Raw genomic sequence first — 17413 nt, 5'->3', positions numbered from 1 at the left:
CGGCCTGATCGGGGTCAAGCCGGCGGCGCCTGCGACAATCGGCCATCCGGCCCGGCACGCCGCTGCAGCCAGGCGTAGTACAGCAGCGGGATCACCAGCAGGGTCAGCGCGGTGGAGACCAGGATGCCGAAGATCAGCGACACCGCCAGGCCCTGGAAGATCGGATCGTCGATGATGAAGAAGCCGCCGATCATCGCCGCCAGCCCGGTCAGCATGATGGGCTTGGCGCGCACCGCCGCGGCCTCGACCACCGCCTCGCGCAGCGGACTGCCGGCAGCCAGCGCGTGGTTGATGAAGTCGATCAGCAGGATCGAGTTGCGCACGATGATGCCGGCCAGCGCGATCATGCCGATCATCGAGGTGGCGGTGTACTGCGCCCCCACCAGCGCATGCCCGGGCATCACGCCGATCACGGTCAGCGGGATCGGCGCCATGATGATCAGCGGCACCAGGTAGCTCTTGAACTGGCCGACCACCAGCAGGTAGATCAGCAGCAGGCCCGCCGAATAGGCCAGGCCCATGTCGCGGAACGTCTCGTAGGTGATCTGCCATTCGCCGTCCCACTTCACCGCGGCGTCGGTGGTATCGGTCGGCTGCGCGATGAAGTGCTGCTGCAGCAGCTGCCCCGCCACCTTGTCGTGGCCGAGCTTGCCGACCAGCGAGAACATGCCGTACAGCGGACTGTCGGTACTGCCGGCGTCGTCGCCGGTGACGGTGGCATAGGGCAGCAGGTCCTTGTGCCAGATCGCCTGCTCGCGCTGCGCCGGCTGCACGCGGACCACCTCGGACAACGGCACCAGCGCGCCGCCGGCCGCACGCACGCGCAGCGCCAGCAGCTGCTCCATCGACGCCTGGTCGCCCGCGCCCAGGCGCAGGCGGATCGGCACCGCGTACTTCGCGTGGCCGTCCATCAGCCAGGTGGCGTCGTCGCCGGACAAGGCGGTGCGCAGCGCCTGCGCGATGCCCGCCTGATCCAGCCCCAGCCGCGCCGCGCGGGCGCGATCGACCACCAGCACGTCGCGCGGCGCCTGCGCTTCCACGCTGGTGTCGACGTCGACGATGTCCGGGTTGGCCCTGAAATCCTGTTCCAGCCCCAGCGCCACCTTGCGCACGGTGGCGTAGTCCGGGCCGTAGACCTCGGCCACGATCGGCGCCAGCACCGGCGGCCCGGGCGGCACCTCGACCACCTTCACCGAGGCACCGTAGCGCGCGCCGATCTGCGCCAGCGCCGGGCGCACGGCCAGCGCGATGGCGTGGCTCTGCCGCGAGCGCTCGTGCTTGTCGACCAGGTTCACCTGCAGGTCGCCCACGATCGGGCCGCTGCGCAGGTAGTACTGGCGCACCAGTCCGTTGAAGGTGATCGGCGACGCGGTGCCGGCATAGCCCTGCCAGTCCTTCACCTCGGGCAGCTTGGCCACCGCCTGCGCCAGCTCGCCGAGCAGGCGGTTGGTGCGCTCCAGCGTGCTGCCCTCGGGCATGTCCACCACCACCTGGAACTCGGACTTGTTGTCGAACGGCAGCATCTTCAGCACCACCGCCTTGACCACCACCAGCCCCACCGCCCCCAGCACCAGTGCGCCCATCGCGGCGAACAGCAGGTGCCGTCGGCGCGGCGCGCGGGGGCCATCGAGGAAGGGCAGCATCAGCCGTCGGAACGTGCGGTGCAGGCGCGTGTCGTGCGTGCCGTCGGCGCCCGTCGGCGCGGCCTCGGCATGTGGCTGGTGGCCGAGCAGTTTCAGCGCCAGCCACGGCGTGACCACCAGCGCGACGGCCAGCGACAGCAGCATGCCGGCCGAGGCGTTGATCGGGATCGGCCGCATGTACGGCCCCATCAGGCCGGACACGAAGGCCATCGGCAGCAGCGCGGCGATCACCGTGAAGGTGGCCAGGATGGTCGGCCCGCCGACCTCGCTGACCGCCTCGGGGATCGCCTCGCGCAAGGTGCGTCCGCCCAGCACCATGTGCCGGTGGATGTTCTCCACCACCACGATGGCGTCGTCGACCAGGATGCCGATCGAGAAGATCAGCGCGAACAGCGAGACGCGGTTGATGGTGAAGCCCATCGCCCACGAGGCGAACAGGGTCAGCGCCAGGGTGACGATCACCGCGCTGCCGACCACCACCGCCGCGCGCCAGCTCAACGCCAGCAGCACCAGCAGCACCACCGACAAGGTGGCGAAGATCAGCTTGTGGATCAGCTTGTCCGCCTTGTCGGTGGCGGTCTGGCCGTAGTCGCGGGTGACCACCACGTGCACATCGGCGGGAATCGCCACGTTGCGCAGCGCGGCCAGCCGCTGGCGGATCGCGCCGGTGATGTCGGCGGCGTTGGTGCCGGGCTTCTTCGCCACCGCGATGGTCACGGCCGGCGCGTGGCCGGTGGCCGGCCCGGCCCGGCCCGCCGGCGCGCCGAACCAGGCGTAGCTGTCGGGCAGGTCCGCGCCCGGACGAACCGTGGCCACGTCGGAGAGGAACACCGGCTGGCCGTTCTTCAGGCCGATCACCAGCTGCGACACCTCCGCCGCGTCGGCGAGGAAACGCCCGGCGGTCACCGGCACATCGCGGTCGCCGCTCACCCGGTCGCCGGCCTGGGTCACCGCGTTGGCCGCCTTCAAGGCGTTCGACAGGTCGCCCGCGGTCATGCCGTAGGCAGCCAGTTTCGCCGCGTCCAGCTGCACCACCACCGCGCGGGTCGGCGCGCCGATGGTGTAGACGTCGCGCGTGCCGGGCACGCGCTTCAATTCGGTCTCCAGAGCATGCGCCACCTCGGCCAGCTGCACCGGGCCTTGCGCGGGGTCGTCGCTCCACAGCGTGAGCGCCATCACCGGCACGTCGTCGATGCCCATCGGCCGCACCAGCGGCGGGCCCACGCCGAGGCCGGGCGGCACGAAGCCCTGGTTCTGGAACACCTGGTTGTACAGCCGCACGATCGCCGCCTGCCGTGGCACGCCGACCTGGAACTCCACCGTCATCACTGCCATGCCGGGCCGGCTCACCGAATAGACGTGCTTGACGCCCTCGATCTCGGCGAGCTTCTGCTCCAGCGGGAACGCCACCAGGTTCTCCACGTCGCGCACGTCGGCGCCGGGAAACGGCACCATCACGTTGGCCATGGTCACGTCGATCTGCGGCTCCTCCTCGCGCGGCGTGATCATCACCGCGACCAGGCCCAGCAGCAGCGCCGCGATCGCCAGGATCGGGGTCAGCGGCGAATCCTGGAACACGCGCGCGATGCGGCCGGAGAAGCCGAGCCGAGGCCCGCTCACGGCGCGTCCCCGCGTCGCTGCGCGACCAGCCAGCGCGCCGCCGCGGCCGGATCGGTGGCGACGCGCTCGCCGTCGTCCAGCCCGGCCAGCACCTCCACGCGATCGCCGTGGCGATGGCCCAGGCGCAACTGGCGCAGCGTCACGTCATGCGCGCCCAGTACGTACGCGCCGACCAGCTCGCCACGTTGCACCAGCGCGCTCATCGGCAGCAGCAATCGCTTCGCCTCGCCACTGGCGAAGGCGACCTTCACCGTCATGCCCGGCACCAGGCCGGCACCGTCGCCGGGCAGTTCCAGCCGCACGCGGAAGCTGTGCGTCTGCGGGTCGGCATAGGGAAACACGGTGAGCTTGCCGGCCGCCACGCGACGGCCGTCGTCGAGCACCACCTCGGCGGCGTGGTAGCGGCGGATCGCGGCGATCGCGCTCTGCGGCACCTGCACGCCGACCCGCAGATCCTGCAGCGAGGCCAGCGCGATCAGCGGCTGCGGCGCCGGCGGCCCCGACTGCACCGCCTCACCCACCTGCACGTAGCGGCGGGTGACGATGCCGTCGTACGGCGCGCGCAGCACCGTGTAATCGAGCTGCTGGCCGACCTGGCTGGACTGCGCGCGGGCCGACTGCAGCGCCGCCAGCGCGGCGTCGCGACGGGCACGCTCGGCGTCGAGCTGCGCCTTGGAAACGAAACCTTTCTCGAATATCCCGGCGAAGCGCCGGTAGGACGTATCCGCCTCGGTATACGCCGCCTGCGCCGCGGCGATCTGCGCCTGCGCGGCGCGCCCTGCGGACTTCTGCTCGACGTCGCTGAAACGCACCAGCACGTCGCCCTTGCGCACGGCATCGCCGACGTCATGCGGCAACTCGACCACCCGCGCATTGGTCTGCGCCGAGATCACCGCCTCGTGCACCGCCTCGACCACGCCATCCCAGGCCTGCTCGTCGTGCGCCGTTTCGAGGTGCACGGTCAGCGCAGCCAGCGGCGGCGGTGCCGTGGCAGCCGGCGGCGCCGGCGTGCGCCCGCACGCGGCCAGCGCGGCCAGCGCGAGCGCAAGCATGGCCGGGCGCAGCGCGCGCATCACGACGCGACCTCGCAACGCGGGTCGGCGTGGGCGCGCGCGACACGCCAGGCGGGATGGCGGGTTTGCATCGCGTGCTTCCGTCAGCGGTTCGCGGGGAGTACTCATTCGCCACCCGTGCCGGGCCGGATGCGCGCGATGCCCAGCGCCTTCATCACGTACTTCTCGTAGACCGGCGTGGTATTGCCGGTGCGGATCTTGTGCATGAAATATTTCTCGAATGCCACCTTGGCCAGATGCACCCACTTGCCCTCCTTCGCCCAGGTCAGGTTGCGCGGCGGGATCTGCGGCAGTGCCACGAACGCCGCGCCGCTGTCGCCCATGTCGGCCAGGCACACCGCGTTCCATGTCGCTTCGGCCGTGGCCGGACGGTTCTCGATGTCCGCCTTGATGTTCGCGGTCAGCGTGCTGACCATCGACTCGATCATGAACCCGGTCTTGGGCGCGCCGGTGGGCACCGGCGTGGCCTCCACCGGCGGGATCGCCACGCACACGCCGGCGGAGAAAACGTTGCGGAAGGTCGGGTTGCGCTGGTGCTTGTCGATCAGCACGAAGCCACGCGGATTGACCAGGCCCTCGATGCCACGCACGGCGGCGACGCCGGTGAAGGCGGGGATCACCATCGCGTAGCGGAACGCCAGCGCGTGCTGCTCCTGCGCCTGGCCATGCGCGTCGGCTTCGGTGACGTGCATGCTGCCATCCTCGACCTTGTCGATCCGCGCATTGCAGATCCACTTGATGTGGCGCTGGCGCAACTGGCGCTCCAGCAGCCCGCGGGAATCGCCGATCCCGCCCAGGCCCATGTGGCCGATGTACGGCTCGCTGGTGACGAAGGTCATCGGCACGCGGTCGCGCAACTTGCGCCGGCGCAGGTCGGTGTCGAGGATCAGCGCGAACTCGTAGGCCGGACCGAAACAGCTGGCGCCCTGCGCCGCGCCGACCACCACCGGGCCGGGATTCTCCAGGAACTGCCGGTACGCCTGCCACGCGGCGGTCGCGTGCGGCGTGGTGCAGACCGACTGCGTGTAGCCGTCGACCGGGCCCAGCCCGGGGATCTCGTCGAACGCCAGCCGCGGGCCGGTAGTGACGACGAGGTAGTCGTACTTCAGTTCGCGGCCGTCAGCCAGCAGCACGAGGTTGTCGGCCGGGCGCACCGCGCTGGCCGGCGAATCGATGAAGGCGATGTCGTGTCGTGCCATCGCCGCGGCCGCGTCGAGCTGCACGTCGGCCGGTTGTCGCCAGCCGATGCCGACCCACGGATTGGATGGCGTGAAGGAAAACAGGCGTCCCTCGCCGACCACGGTGACGCGGTGGGCGTCGCCCAGTGCAGCCTTGATCTCATAGGCGGCACTGGTGCCGCCCAGGCCCGAACCCAGGATGACGACGTCGCTCATGGTGACTAACTCCTGCACTGAGGGTGCCGACAGCGTGCGCTGGCGGCACCGCAACGGATTTGAGCCTGGTCAATTCGGGACATATCGCTGGCGCTACGCCGCCTCGGCGATGACGTCCACCAGCGTCTGCTCCACTTCGCGTGCGATCGCCGCCAGCGCGGGATCGGCAGAGAGCATGCCGAGCATCGGCATCGGCCGGATCATGCCGATCCAGGTCTTGCCCTCCTCGGTATAGACCGACACCCGGCACGGCAACGCCATGTTCAGCCGCAGGTCGTTGGCCAGCACGCGGCCGGCCTGGCGCGGGTTGCACACCTCGAACACCTTGCACTCTTGGCCGAACTCCACGCCCTTGCCGCGCAAGGTGCCGCCCAGGTCGTGCACGTGCAGCACGCCGAAGCCGTGCGCGGCGACGGCGGTGGCGAGGTCGGCCGCAGCCTGCTCGAAGCTCTTGGATGTCTCCACGATGTGGTACATGGCGTAGCCTCGCTCGGATCAGGAAGGAAACGCGCAGCCGGGCTTCAGCCCCAGCTTGCGCAGGATCATCGCCAGCGGGCAGAAGCCGGTGAACGAGGACTGCAGCAGGTTGGCGCCGACGAACACCGACAGCCAGATCCAGCCCGGCGCCACGAAATGCGCCAGCGCGATACCGGCCAGCACGACCGTGCCGGCAAAACCCAGAACCATGCGATCGACGTTCACGGCGAACTCCTGAAGTGAGTGGAACCTTGTGCGCAACCAGCCGACACGGGCCCGGCGGCGGGCCGAAAATTCATATTAACTAAATTAGGTTTATCTTAATTAGTTTTCCATGGTAAAGTCAACCCCATGAAACAGACAGCCGCGCCCTTCCGGAGGAATCCGAAGTTGAACATCCCTGCCGATGCGGATCTTGACCTCATGCAATCGCGCGCCGAAGACGCGTCGCAGCTGCTCAAGACCCTGGGCAACGCGCAACGGCTGCGCGTGCTGTGCCTGTTGCTGGACGGCGAGATGTCGGTGGGCCAGATCAACGAACAGCTACCCGAACTCAGCCAGTCGGCGCTGTCCCAGCACCTGGCCCGGCTGCGCGACGAGAATCTCGTCAGCACCCGGCGTGAGGCGCAGACGGTGTGGTACGCCCTGCCTGCGGGCCCCGCGCACGCCATCATCGCCACGCTGTACGGGATCTACTGCGCAGCCGACGCCGCCCCACGCCGGTCCAGGCGCCGGCGCACAAAGCCAGAACCGGGCTGAGCGTCGGAACAATCGACCCTGCTCAGCCCGATGCCGGCAGCAGGCTGTCGAGCACCAGCGCGGTCATCCGCGACAGGCCCTGCTCGCGCTGCACCGCCGGCATGTGCGTGCCGCGCTGCACGTGGTCGCTCACGGTCAGTACCGACAGCGCCTGGAAGCCTTCGCGCATGGCCACGCCGTAGAGGCCGGCCGATTCCATCTCGATGCCGTGGATGCGGTGCTGCAGCAGCCGCATGACCAGCTCCGGGTCGCCGCCATGGAAGCAGTCGGTGCTGAACACTCCGCCGATGCGCAGGTCGATCCGCTGTGCCGCAGCGGTGTCGACCACCGCGCGCATCAGGCCGAAATCGGCGCAGGCGGCCAGGTCATGGCCACCGAAATGCAGGCGGTTGAAGTTCGAATCGGTCGACGCCGCCTGCGCCAGCAGCAAGTCGCCCAGCTCGACGTCGCCCACGCCGCCGCAGGTGCCGACGCGCACGATCCGGCGCACGCCGAACACGCGCGTCAGCTCGGTCGCATAGATCGCGCAGGAGGGAATGCCCATGCCGCTGCCCATTACCGAGACGCGCATGCCGCGATAGAAGCCGGTGTAGCCGAGCATGTTGCGGCGCGTGTTCACTTCGCGCCCGTCGTCGAGAAACTCGCAGGCCATGTGTCGCGCGCGCAGCGGATCGCCGGGCAGCAACACGGTGTCGGCGATCATGTCCGGGGCGGCGTCGAGATGGGGCGTGCTCATGCGATGGCGATCATGCAGAGGGAAGAAAGCTGCGACCGGCCGCCAGCGGCGGCAGGCCGAGGTGGCTGGCCATGCTCTGGCCGATGTCGGCAAAACTGTCGCGCCGTCCCAGCGCCCGCGGCGCCAGGCCCGGGCCGAATACCAGCGCCGGCACGCATTCGCGGGTATGGTCGCTGCCCGGCCAGGTCGGGTCGCAGCCGTGGTCCGCACTGATCGCCAGCAGGTCACCGGGGCGCAGCGCATGCAGCAGTTCCGGCAGCCGCGCATCCAGCGCCTCGAGCGCGGCGGCGTAGCCGAACACGTCGCGCCGGTGGCCATACACCATGTCGAAATCGACGAAGTTGGTCGCGATCAGGCTGCCGCTGCCGGCCAGCGTCATGGCGGCCAGCGTGGCATCGAACAGCTCATCGTGGCCGTGTGCCTCGATGCAGCGGGACACGCCGCGGTGGGCAAAGATGTCGCCGATCTTGCCTATCGCGACCACCTCGCCACCGGCAGCCAGCAGCGCGTCGAACAGCGTCGGCGCCGGTGGCGGCAGGGCGTAGTCGCGTCGATGCACGGTGCGGCTGAAGCCCGACTCCACCGTGCCGGCGAACGGCCGCGCGATCACCCGGCCGATGCGGTAGTCCTCCAGCAGTTCGCGCGCCAGCTCGCACAGGCGGTACAGGCGATCGAGGCCGAACGCCTGCTCGTGTACGGCGATCTGGAACACCGAATCGGCCGAGGTGTAGACGATCGGACAGCCACTGCGCAGATGCTCCGCGCCGAGCCGCTGGATGATCTCGGTGCCGGAGGCATGGCAGTCGCCGAGTACACCGGGCAGCCCGCCCCGTGCCACCAGCGCCTGCAGCAAGGCGGGCGGAAACGCATGCTCCGCCTGCGCAAAGACGCCGAACGGCTCGCTCAGCACCACGCCGGCGGTTTCCCAGTGGCCGGATGGCGTGTCCTTGCCGCAGGCGCGCTCCACCGCGTAACCCCACAGCCCCGCGGGTGGGGGCAGCTTCCCGAAGCCTGGCGCGGGCTGCCCATGCGCCGCTGCATGCGCCTGCGGCAGGCCGAGCGTCGTGAAGTTCGGCAGGCGCAACGGTCCCCGCGCCGCCGCGGCGCAGGCGGCGGCGACATGACCGAAGGTGTCGGCACCCGCATCACCGTAATCCGCGGCATCGGGCCCGGCGCCCAGCCCCAGCGAATCGAGTACCAGCCAGATCGCGCGGCTCATGCAACACGCTCCATCGGCGTGTGCCATTGCCACAGCGGTGCGCAAGGCGGAGCTTCCGGCGCGACGCGGAAGGCCTCGCGCACGCTCGCCTCGGCCTTGTCCGCCGCATGCGCCGTGCGCGCATGCACGATGGCCAGCGGCTGGCCCGCAGCGACGGTGTCGCCCCGCCCGATCAACTCGGCCAGGCCTACGGCATGATCGATAGCCTGGCCCGGACGCGTGCGGCCACCCCCCAGATCCACCACCACCTGCCCCAGCGCACGCACGTCGACCGCTGTGACATGGCCCGATGCGAACGCCGTCACCACGCGCCGAATCGGCGCGGTCTCCAGATACGCATCCGGCCGTTCCAGCAGATCGGGCGGACCGCCCAGCGCGCTCACCATCCGTGCAAAGCGTTCGGCGGCCGCGCCCGACGACAGCGCCACCCGCACGCGGCGCTCGGCATCGAGACGGTCGTGGCTCAGGCCTCCGATGCGCAGCAACTCGGCAGCCAGTTCGAGGGTCAATGCACGCAACCGCGGGTTGTCGCCACGATCGCGCAGCAGGTCGAGCACGGCGCGCAGCTCCAGCGCATTGCCTGCCTCGCGGCCAAGCACCTGGTCCATGTCGCTGAACACCACGCGCACGTCGATGCCGGTACCCTGCGCCGTCGCCAGCATGCGTTCGGCCAGGTCGCGCGCCGCCGCCATGCCCGGCAACTGCGCGCCATTGCCGGTCTTGATGTCGAGCACCAGCGCCCGCGCGCCGCCGGCCAGTTTCTTGGACAGGATCGAGGCCACCATCAACTCGGCCACGTCCACCGTCGCGGTGACATCGCGTACCGCATATAGCCGGCAGTCGGCCGGCACCAGCTCGGCACCCTGGCCGACGATGGCGCAGCCCACCTCCTCGACGACCTCGCGCAAGCGCGCCATGCCCGGATGAACGTCGTAGCCGGCCACGCTTTCCAGCTTGTCCAGGGTGCCGCCGGTATGCCCCAGGCCACGGCCGGAGATCATCGGCACATAGCCGCCGCACGCAGCCAGCAGCGGCGCCAGCAACAGGCTCACGCCGTCGCCCACGCCACCGGTGGAATGCTTGTCGAGTACCGGCCCCGGCAAGTGCTCCCAATGCAGCCGCTGGCCTGAATCGCGCAAGGCCAGGGTGAAATGGCGACACTCTTCCGCGCTCATGCCACGCCACGCGACCGCCATCGCGAACGCGCCGATCTGGCCTTCGCTCCACGAGCCGTCCCCGATGCCCTGCGCCACCGCATGAAGCTGACCACCATCGAGCGGCCTATCGTCGCGCTTGCAGCGAATCAGGGCGGCGGCAGACAGGCTGTTCATGCAGCGGACGAGGCTGTGGCGCACAACTCGCCGAACAGTGTGCTGGCACCGATCCGGAAATGTGCCGGATCGGCCCAGCCGGCGCCCAGCCGCGCTTCGGCCAGATCGAGATAGGTCACCGCGGCCGCCAGCGTGCGAATGCCACCGGCCGCCTTGAAGCCACAGCGGCCACCGGCAGCGGCGATCGCATCGAGCATCACGGCGGCAGCCTGCGGGGTAGCGTTGACCGGCACCTTGCCGGTGGAGGTCTTGAGGAAGTCCGCGCCTTCTTCGATACCGATCGCGCACGCCATGCGGATCAGCTCGGGCGTACCCAGTTCGCCGGTTTCAAGGATCAATTTCAGCAGCACGCCGTCGGCGCAGACAGTGCGGCAGCGCCTGACGACGGCACGCGCACCCGCGGCATCCCCACCCAGCAGCGCCCGATACGGCAACACCAGGTCGATCTCGTCGGCCCCCGCAGCCAGCGCACGCTGCGTCTCGCCTTCCACCCGCTGCGGGTCGCTGCCGCCATCGGGGAAATTCACCACGGTCGCTACCTTGACGGCGGTTCCCTGCAGGCTGCGGCGCACGCTGCCGACGTGTTCCGGATAGATGCACAGCGCTGCTGGCAAGACCGGCGCGGCACGCGCTGACGCGCATAGGGCTTCGATCCGCGCAGGCGTGTCGCCTTCGCCAAGGCTGGTCAGGTCGAGCAGGGACAACAGGCGCGCCGCGAGGGCGCGCGGGCTACGGGCGTCGATGGACACGGGCCGCTCCACAAGTCGATTGCCGCGCAGCGTAGGTCGTCCGGACAACCGCCTTCTTGATCTGTGGCAAGCCGATCAGTGTGCGCAAGGCAGCACGGCAAAAGGTCGCAGGTGGCGCCGGTCAGCCCGGGCAAATGCCAGGTGAAATGGCTGTAGCGAAGTCGCTCGTGCGGCATGGGGCAACCCCCACACCTCAAGGATTCCCTTCGGTCGCCAGCCTCCCCCTGCAAGCAGGAGGAGGATGAGCAGAGCTGCCTAAACCCGCGCGAACACCAAGGTGCCGTTGGTGCCGCCGAAGCCGAAGCTGTTGGACATCACCGTGTTCAGGGTGGCCGGGCGGCTTTCGCGCAGGATCGGGAAGCCTTCGGCGCGGGGGTCGAGGTCGGTGATGTGGGCCGAGCCGGCGACGAAGCCTTCCTTGAGCATCAGCAGGCTGTAGATCGCCTCGTGCACGCTGGCAGCGCCGAGCGAGTGGCCGGTCAGCGCCTTGGTCGAGGACAGCGGCGGCACCGCGTCGCCGAACACGGCGCGCACGGCGTCGAGTTCCACGATGTCGCCCAGCGGCGTGGCGGTGCCATGGGTGTTGAGGTAGTCGACCGGCGCCTTGACGTCGGCCAGCGCCATCTGCATGCAGCGCACCGCGCCCTCGCCGGACGGCGCGACCATCTCGGCGCCGTCGGAGGTGACGCCGTAGCCAACCAGCTCGGCGTGGATGCGCGCACCGCGTGCCTTGGCGTGCTCGTACTCCTCCAGCACCAGCATGCCGCCGCCACCGGCGATGACGAAGCCGTCGCGGGTGGTGTCGTAGGGACGCGAGGCGCTGACCGGGGTGTCGTTGTGGTGGCTGGACAGCGCACCCATCGCGTCGAACTGCGAGGTCATGCCCCAGTGTTCCTCTTCGCCGCCGCCGGCGAACACCACGTCCTGCGCGCCGTGGCGGATCAGGTCGGCGGCCGCGCCGATGCAGTGCGCCGAGGTGGCGCAGGCGGCGGAGATGGAATAGCTCAGGCCCAGGATGCCGAAGGTGGTGGCCAGCGTGGCCGACACCGTGGAGCACATCGTGCGCGGCACCATGTACGGGCCGATCTTGCGCACGCCCTTGTTGCGCAGCAGGTCGCCGGTCTCGATCTGCCAGCGCGGCGAACCGCCGCCGGAGCCGGCGATCGCGCCGATGCGCGGGTTGCGCACCTGATCGGCATCCAGCCCGGCATCGGCCATCGCCGAACGCATCGACACGTACGCATACGCCGCCGCGTCGCCCATGAAGCGCTTCAGCTTGCGATCGATCACCGCCTCCAGGTCGATGTTCGGCACGCCCGCCACATGGCTGCGCATGCCCAGCTCGGCATATTCGGGCATCGCGCGGATACCGCTGCGGCTGTCGCGCAAGGCGCCAGCCACCGTTTCCAGATCGTTGCCAAGGCACGAGACGATGCCCATGCCCGTCACCACCACGCGACGCATGTCAAAAACCCTCGGTGGATTGGAACAGGCCCACGCGCATGTCGCTGGCCTCGTAGATCAGGCGGTCGTCGACGAAGGTCTTGCCGTCGGCGATCACCAGCCGCAACTTGCCGCGCATCACGCGACGGATGTCGATCTCGTAGCGCACCAGCTTGGCGGTGGGCATCACCTGGCCGGAGAACTTCACGTTGCCCACGCCGAGCGCGCGGCCGCGGCCGGGTTCGCCCAGCCACGGCAGGTAGAAACCGCTGAGCTGCCACATGGCATCCAGGCCCAGGCAGCCGGGCATCACCGGGTCGCCGATGAAGTGGCAACCGAAAAACCAAAGGTCCGGATGGATGTCCATTTCGGCGCGGATGCAGCCCTTGCCGTGGCTGCCGCCCTCTTCGGAAATGTGCGTGATGCGATCGAACATCAGCATCGGCGGCGAAGGCAGCCGCGCGTTGTCGTCGCCGAACAGTTCGCCGCGCCCGCAGGCGCGCAGCTGCTCGTAGTCGAAAGAGGAAGGACGTGTCATGAAATGCTCGGGGGTGGGGGAATGCCAAGTGTGCCAGTTGGACGCCGTCCTGTCTTGACGTGCGACGCGTGCGACGGCCGTACGCCAGCGCATCGTGAAGCCTTCGCGACGACGTCCGCAGGCATCAGGACGGGCAGCCGCGATCTTCACGCCAGTGTGCGCCGAGCGAGCGTCGACGCAGGCGCATCGCGCGCAGCAGCGCCTTGGCCAGGCGTGCCTGCCAGCCGGAGTCGGCCAGCGCCGCGCCGATCCGCCAGGCGTCGCGCAATGCACCCGCCTCGCGCCGCGGACCGGCCGCGTGCCACAGCAGCGCACGCAAGCCGGCAAGCTCTGCCGGCGGCAGGCTGGCGCCGCGTTCGATGACGCGCAGCGGGCCGACGCCGACGTCCGCGGCGGCAGCCGCACGCAAGCCGTGACCCAGCCGCTGTCCGCAGAGCACGCCTTCGAGCAGCGAATTGCTGGCCAGCCGGTTGGCGCCGTGCACGCCATTGCAGGCCACCTCGCCCACGGCGTACAAACCCGGCACGCTGGTGCGTCCGTCCGCATCGGTGGCCAGCCCGCCCATGTGGAAGTGCGCCGCCGGCGTCACCGGCAACGCCTGCCGGCGCGGATCGATGCCATGCGCCAGGCACGCGGCCAGCACGGTGGGAAAACGCTGCTCCCAGGCGCCCTCCACCGCCGTCGCGTCAAGCCAGGCGCGGCCACCGGCGGCCTGCGCCGCAGCCACGCGCCGCGACACCACGTCGCGCGGCGCCAAGTCGCCGAGCGGATGCACGCCGGCCATCAGCGCAGTGCCCGTATCGTCGTGCAATCGCGCACCGGCGCCGCGCAGCGCCTCGGTGAGCAGCGGCAGGCAGTGGCCGGGCACGTCGAGCGCGGTGGGATGGAATTGCACGAACTCGAGGTCGCGCGCCGCCGCGCCGGCGGCCAGGCCGAGCGCGAGGCCCGCGCCATCGGCACCCGGCGGATTGCTGGTGCGCGCGTACAGGGCGCCGATGCCGCCGGTGGCCAGCACCACCGCCGCCGCCTCGACCTGTTCGTGGCGGCCGCGCTCGTCGCACGTGCGCACGCCGACCACGCGACCGCCGCGCAGCAACAAGCCATCGACATCGACGCCGCCGCGCCACTGCACGTGGCTGGCCGCCTGCGCCTGCTCGCGCAAGGCGCAGAACACCGCCGCGCCACTGGCATCGCCGCCGGCGTGCACGATGCGGGCGGTTGCATGGCCGCCTTCGCGACCCAGTTGCAGCGCGCCATCCGAAGTCCGATCGAAGACCACGCCCTGCGCCTGCAGCCAGTCGATCGCCGCCGGTGCCGCGGCGGTCAGCCACGCCACCATCGCCGCGTCGTTGTGCTGCGCGCCGGCGGCGAGCGTGTCGGCAGCGTGGGCGGCGGCGCTGTCATGCGGATCGAGCGCCGCGGCGATGCCGCCCTGGGCCAGCGCCGTGGCGCTGCCGCAACCGTCGTGGGCGCGGCACAGCAGGCGCACCGGCGCGGGCGCCGCGGCCAGCGCGGTCGCCAGCCCGGCCACGCCGCCGCCCACCACCACGATCGGCAGGTGCGCTCGCCTCACACGCGTTCGCGCCGGCCGACGGCGAGCATGCGTTCCAGCGCCGCGCGGGCGCGCACGCTCACGTCCGCGGGAATCTCGATCGCGTGGCGCAGGTCGCGCAGGCAGGCGTAGATGTTCTGCAAGGTGATCCGCTGCATGTGCGGGCACAGGTTGCACGGCTTGATGAACTCGGTCTGCGGGAACTGCGACTTGAGGTTGTCGGCCATCGAACACTCGGTGACCATCGCCACCCGGGCCGGCTTCTCGCGCGCCAGCCACTTGCCCATGGCGGTGGTGGAGCCGACGAAGTCGGCCTCGGCCAGCACCTCGGGCGAACATTCCGGATGCGCCACCACCCGGGTGCCGAACTGCTCGCGCACGTGCCGCACTTCCTGCGCGGTGAAGCGCTCGTGCACTTCGCAGCGGCCGTGCCACAGGATGATTTCCACCGCCGTCTGTTTGGCCACGTGGCGGCCGAGGAATTCGTCAGGCAGGAAGATCACCTTCGGCGCGCCCATCGCCTCCACCACCTGCACCGCGTTCGCCGAGGTGCAGATCGCATCGGACTCCGCCTTCACCGCGGCGGAGGTATTGGCGTAGCTCACCACCGGCACGCCGGGGTGCTGCGCGCGCAATGCGCGCACGTCGGCGGCGGTGATCGAGGAGGCCAGCGAGCAGCCCGCTTCGAGATCGGGCAGCAGCACGGTCTTGTGCGGCGCCAGGATCTTCGCGGTCTCGGCCATGAAGTGCACGCCGCACAGCACGATCAGCTCGGCTTCGCACTCGGCCGCGGCCTGGGCCAGGCCGAGCGAGTCGCCGGTGATGTCGGCCACGCCGTGGAAGATCTCCGGCGACTGGTAGCTGTGCGCCATGATCACCGCGCCGCGCTGCTTTTTCAGCTTGTTGATCGCGTCGATCCACGGCAGGTGCAGCGGGATCTCCAGGCACGGCACCAGCGGTTCGAGCCGCTCGGCAAGCGCGGCGTATTCGTGTTCGAGTTCATCGCGCCAGACAGGCACGGGGACGGCGGCGAGGTCGTGCATGGCGATCCGCGGTGGAGGGTTGGCGAAGTATCCGAGGGCGCAGCTGGCCGGTTCAGTCCGCCCGACGAGCCGCGATGCGCGCAAGGCAGTGCAACCCGATGTGCGGGCGCGAGGCGAACCGCGATGGCGGCGGCCGCAGGCGCGGGAGAACGGAGCAACGCAACGAGAGGCTTGGCATGATGGCGCGCATCATCGCCGGCAACCGCGCGGGCGCGCCTTGATCGAGGTCAACCGCAACCGACGCACCACCGCGATGACGTCGGACGCTTTCCGCTCCGCTCACGGGTGCTGCGGCAACGCCGCCACGAATGCCTCGGCGCGCCGGTGCACGCCGCGCAACGCCGACCACGTGCCCAGCCACGCGCACGCCAGCGCCACGCCAGCCGCACGCGCCAGCCACGGCGACGGCCACAGCACCGCGGCTGGCAACAGCAGTAGCGGCCATTGCGCCAGCAGCACGCCGAGCTTGTCGCTGTCGGGCAGCAGCCGCTGCACGCCGGGCAACTGCAGGCCGCGGCCGCAGCGTCGGTGCAGGTCGATCCAGCCGATGAAGGGAACGATCTCCAGCGCCATGCCGGCAAGCAGCAGCGGCAGCGCGATGCCCAGCCCCAGCGTCGCCGCCAGCACGGCGCCGCGCGCGCCGCCGGTCAGCAGCACGGCGGCCAGCGCCAGCACGATCAGGCCGCCGCGCCAACTCCACAGCAAGGGTGCGCGACGCACGCGCGGCGAGCGCCACTGCAGCCACAACGCAGCGCCGGAGAACAGCGCGACGTGCACCGCCACGGTGGCGAGCAGCCAGCGGCCGTCGTCGCGGACCCAGCGCCACCATGCCGCGGCCGGCAGCATCAGCAGCACGCTGGCCAGCCACAGGGTCTGCGCCCGCTCCGGCATGGCCGTCGTGCCCTGGAACATCGGCATCACGATCCGCGCCACGCTGGCCAGCAGCAGCACGATCCAGCCCAGCACGCCCCAGCTGGCGTGCACGTCCACCAGCGCCGCCATCGACAGCGTCGTGCCGTCGACCAGCGCGAGCGCCAACAGCGCGCCGAGCAGCGCGGTCAGCACGCCGAAGCCGATCGCCGCGCCGATGCCCGCGCGCAGCAGCCGCTGACCCGCGGCGACACACAGGCCGGGCACGGTCATCCCGGCCAACGTTGCGAACGCCAGCGGCAACAGCACGGCACCGCCGCGCAGCGCGCCGCGCCAGCCTTCGTGCAGGCCGGCCACCAGCAACAGCACGCCGAGGTTGAACACGGCGTGCAGCGGTCGCCCCAGCCGCACGCCGCCACGCACCCGCACGCCGGCGGCGGCAGGCAGGAATTGCAGCACGCTGCCGAACATCACGTTGCCGAACACGCCCAGGGTGAACACGTGCACCAGCGCCAGCGTGGCCGGCTGCCAGCGCGTGCGCAGCGCAACGTCGCCGTCGACGAGCAGCAGCGCGCCGGCGAGCACGCCCCACAGCGGCGCACTCAGCAGGAACCGCCGCGGCAACGATGCCGGCGGCGCCTGGTCAAGCGCCAGTCGGGCCATCGTCGTCCGGGCGATGGATCCGCACGCGCGCGCCGCCGGCGGGCAGCATCTCCGCACGGACATGCAGACGGCGACCGGACAGCAGGTCGAGCAGCGGTGTCGGCAGCAGCGGGGTGAGCAGCTCGAGCGTCTGCCCCGGCGCCAACGCATCGGCTGCCTCCAATGCACGCATCATCGGCTCCGGCGCCGGCAGCGCGCGCAGGTCGAGCGCGATGGTGGTGCCATCGTCGGTGGCGTGGTCGTGGTGGGCCGGCGGTGGAGAGACAGGCATGCGGCCATCTCAACGCAGCAGGGGCGCGGGCG

Annotated in this window: 16 protein-coding genes; 1 reads left to right on the top strand and 15 read right to left on the bottom strand. The window is 70.5% G+C overall.

The window, feature by feature from the left end; all coding sequences use genetic code 11:
- Positions 1-14: 14 nt before the first annotated feature.
- The 5 genes from ACVCMB_RS15190 to ACVCMB_RS15170 all read right to left on the bottom strand — a co-directional run bounded on the left by ACVCMB_RS15190 (position 15) and on the right by ACVCMB_RS15170 (position 6432).
- The gene (locus tag ACVCMB_RS15190) at positions 15-3263 is read right to left on the bottom strand and encodes an efflux RND transporter permease subunit (RefSeq protein ID WP_447105566.1); all 3249 of its coding nucleotides are present in this window, start codon (positions 3261-3263) and stop codon (positions 15-17) included.
- On the bottom strand, positions 3260-4336 hold the full coding sequence (locus tag ACVCMB_RS15185) for an efflux RND transporter periplasmic adaptor subunit (RefSeq protein ID WP_447097228.1): 1077 nt from the start codon (positions 4334-4336) through the stop codon (positions 3260-3262). The genes ACVCMB_RS15190 and ACVCMB_RS15185 overlap by 4 nt, the downstream gene beginning before the upstream one ends.
- A gap of 104 nt (positions 4337-4440) precedes the next feature.
- Positions 4441-5730, bottom strand: coding sequence for an NAD(P)/FAD-dependent oxidoreductase (locus tag ACVCMB_RS15180; protein WP_447105565.1), 1290 nt, complete (start codon positions 5728-5730; stop codon positions 4441-4443).
- A gap of 93 nt (positions 5731-5823) precedes the next feature.
- A complete protein-coding gene (locus tag ACVCMB_RS15175) occupies positions 5824-6207 on the bottom strand; it encodes a DUF302 domain-containing protein (RefSeq protein WP_447105564.1) in 384 nt (127 codons plus the stop codon).
- A gap of 18 nt (positions 6208-6225) precedes the next feature.
- Positions 6226-6432 (bottom strand): YgaP family membrane protein, encoded by a 207-nt coding sequence (locus ACVCMB_RS15170; RefSeq protein WP_395116386.1) that lies wholly within the window; start codon positions 6430-6432, stop codon positions 6226-6228.
- Between the two features lie 165 nt (positions 6433-6597).
- Here ACVCMB_RS15170 and ACVCMB_RS15165 point away from each other — a divergent pair, with 165 nt between their 5' ends.
- Positions 6598-6966, top strand: a complete 369-nt coding sequence (locus tag ACVCMB_RS15165) for an ArsR/SmtB family transcription factor (RefSeq protein ID WP_395116384.1) — start codon at positions 6598-6600, stop codon at positions 6964-6966.
- 22 nt (positions 6967-6988) lie between these two features.
- On the opposite strand, the gene deoD is transcribed toward ACVCMB_RS15165, so the two are convergent.
- From deoD to ACVCMB_RS15115, 10 genes are all read right to left on the bottom strand, one after another.
- Positions 6989-7702 (bottom strand): purine-nucleoside phosphorylase, encoded by a 714-nt coding sequence (gene deoD / locus ACVCMB_RS15160; RefSeq protein ID WP_447105563.1) that lies wholly within the window; start codon positions 7700-7702, stop codon positions 6989-6991.
- Positions 7703-7712: 10 nt separating this feature from the next.
- Positions 7713-8921, bottom strand: a complete 1209-nt coding sequence (locus ACVCMB_RS15155; RefSeq protein WP_395116380.1) for a phosphopentomutase — start codon at positions 8919-8921, stop codon at positions 7713-7715.
- Entirely contained in the window at positions 8918-10252 is a 1335-nt protein-coding gene (locus ACVCMB_RS15150) for a thymidine phosphorylase (protein ID WP_395116378.1), read from the bottom strand. The genes ACVCMB_RS15155 and ACVCMB_RS15150 overlap by 4 nt, the downstream gene beginning before the upstream one ends.
- A complete protein-coding gene (deoC, locus tag ACVCMB_RS15145; protein WP_395116376.1) occupies positions 10249-11001 on the bottom strand; it encodes a deoxyribose-phosphate aldolase in 753 nt (250 codons plus the stop codon). The genes ACVCMB_RS15150 and deoC overlap by 4 nt, the downstream gene beginning before the upstream one ends.
- Before the next feature lie 255 nt (positions 11002-11256).
- Positions 11257-12465 carry a beta-ketoacyl-ACP synthase I gene (gene fabB, locus ACVCMB_RS15140; RefSeq protein ID WP_395116374.1) on the bottom strand — a complete coding sequence of 403 codons (1209 nt, stop codon included), beginning with the start codon at positions 12463-12465 and terminating at the stop codon, positions 11257-11259.
- Position 12466: 1 nt separating this feature from the next.
- On the bottom strand, positions 12467-12982 hold the full coding sequence (fabA, locus tag ACVCMB_RS15135; protein ID WP_395116372.1) for a 3-hydroxyacyl-[acyl-carrier-protein] dehydratase FabA: 516 nt from the start codon (positions 12980-12982) through the stop codon (positions 12467-12469).
- Positions 12983-13106: 124 nt separating this feature from the next.
- Complete coding sequence (locus ACVCMB_RS15130; RefSeq protein WP_447105562.1) at positions 13107-14555, bottom strand: FAD-binding protein; 1449 nt, start codon at positions 14553-14555, stop codon at positions 13107-13109.
- Complete coding sequence (gene nadA, locus ACVCMB_RS15125) at positions 14552-15577, bottom strand: quinolinate synthase NadA (RefSeq protein ID WP_395116368.1); 1026 nt, start codon at positions 15575-15577, stop codon at positions 14552-14554. The genes ACVCMB_RS15130 and nadA overlap by 4 nt, the downstream gene beginning before the upstream one ends.
- A 279-nt stretch (positions 15578-15856) precedes the next feature.
- On the bottom strand, positions 15857-17110 hold the full coding sequence (locus ACVCMB_RS15120) for a hypothetical protein (RefSeq protein WP_447105561.1): 1254 nt from the start codon (positions 17108-17110) through the stop codon (positions 15857-15859).
- On the bottom strand, positions 17091-17381 hold the full coding sequence (locus ACVCMB_RS15115) for a DUF2249 domain-containing protein (protein ID WP_395116363.1): 291 nt from the start codon (positions 17379-17381) through the stop codon (positions 17091-17093). The genes ACVCMB_RS15120 and ACVCMB_RS15115 overlap by 20 nt, the downstream gene beginning before the upstream one ends.
- Positions 17382-17413: the final 32 nt, after the last annotated feature.

The sequence above is a fragment of the Rhodanobacter sp. UC4443_H10 genome (genome assembly GCF_052978325.1).
The sequence above is the reverse complement of the archived record's forward strand: the minus strand, read 5'-3'. Positions and strand labels throughout refer to the sequence as shown.

Coding starts and splice junctions, on each gene's coding strand:
- ACVCMB_RS15185 (WP_447097228.1), bottom strand. CDS start 4,336: ATGCGCGCGCTGCGCCCGGCCATGCTTGCGCTCGCGCTGGCCGCGCTG.
- ACVCMB_RS15180 (WP_447105565.1), bottom strand. CDS start 5,730: ATGAGCGACGTCGTCATCCTGGGTTCGGGCCTGGGCGGCACCAGTGCC.
- ACVCMB_RS15175 (WP_447105564.1), bottom strand. CDS start 6,207: ATGTACCACATCGTGGAGACATCCAAGAGCTTCGAGCAGGCTGCGGCC.
- deoD (WP_447105563.1), bottom strand. CDS start 7,702: ATGAGCACGCCCCATCTCGACGCCGCCCCGGACATGATCGCCGACACC.
- ACVCMB_RS15155 (WP_395116380.1), bottom strand. CDS start 8,921: ATGAGCCGCGCGATCTGGCTGGTACTCGATTCGCTGGGGCTGGGCGCC.
- ACVCMB_RS15150 (WP_395116378.1), bottom strand. CDS start 10,252: ATGAACAGCCTGTCTGCCGCCGCCCTGATTCGCTGCAAGCGCGACGAT.
- fabB (WP_395116374.1), bottom strand. CDS start 12,465: ATGCGTCGCGTGGTGGTGACGGGCATGGGCATCGTCTCGTGCCTTGGC.
- fabA (WP_395116372.1), bottom strand. CDS start 12,982: ATGACACGTCCTTCCTCTTTCGACTACGAGCAGCTGCGCGCCTGCGGG.
- nadA (WP_395116368.1), bottom strand. CDS start 15,577: ATGCACGACCTCGCCGCCGTCCCCGTGCCTGTCTGGCGCGATGAACTC.
- ACVCMB_RS15120 (WP_447105561.1), bottom strand. CDS start 17,110: ATGGCCCGACTGGCGCTTGACCAGGCGCCGCCGGCATCGTTGCCGCGG.
- ACVCMB_RS15115 (WP_395116363.1), bottom strand. CDS start 17,381: ATGCCTGTCTCTCCACCGCCGGCCCACCACGACCACGCCACCGACGAT.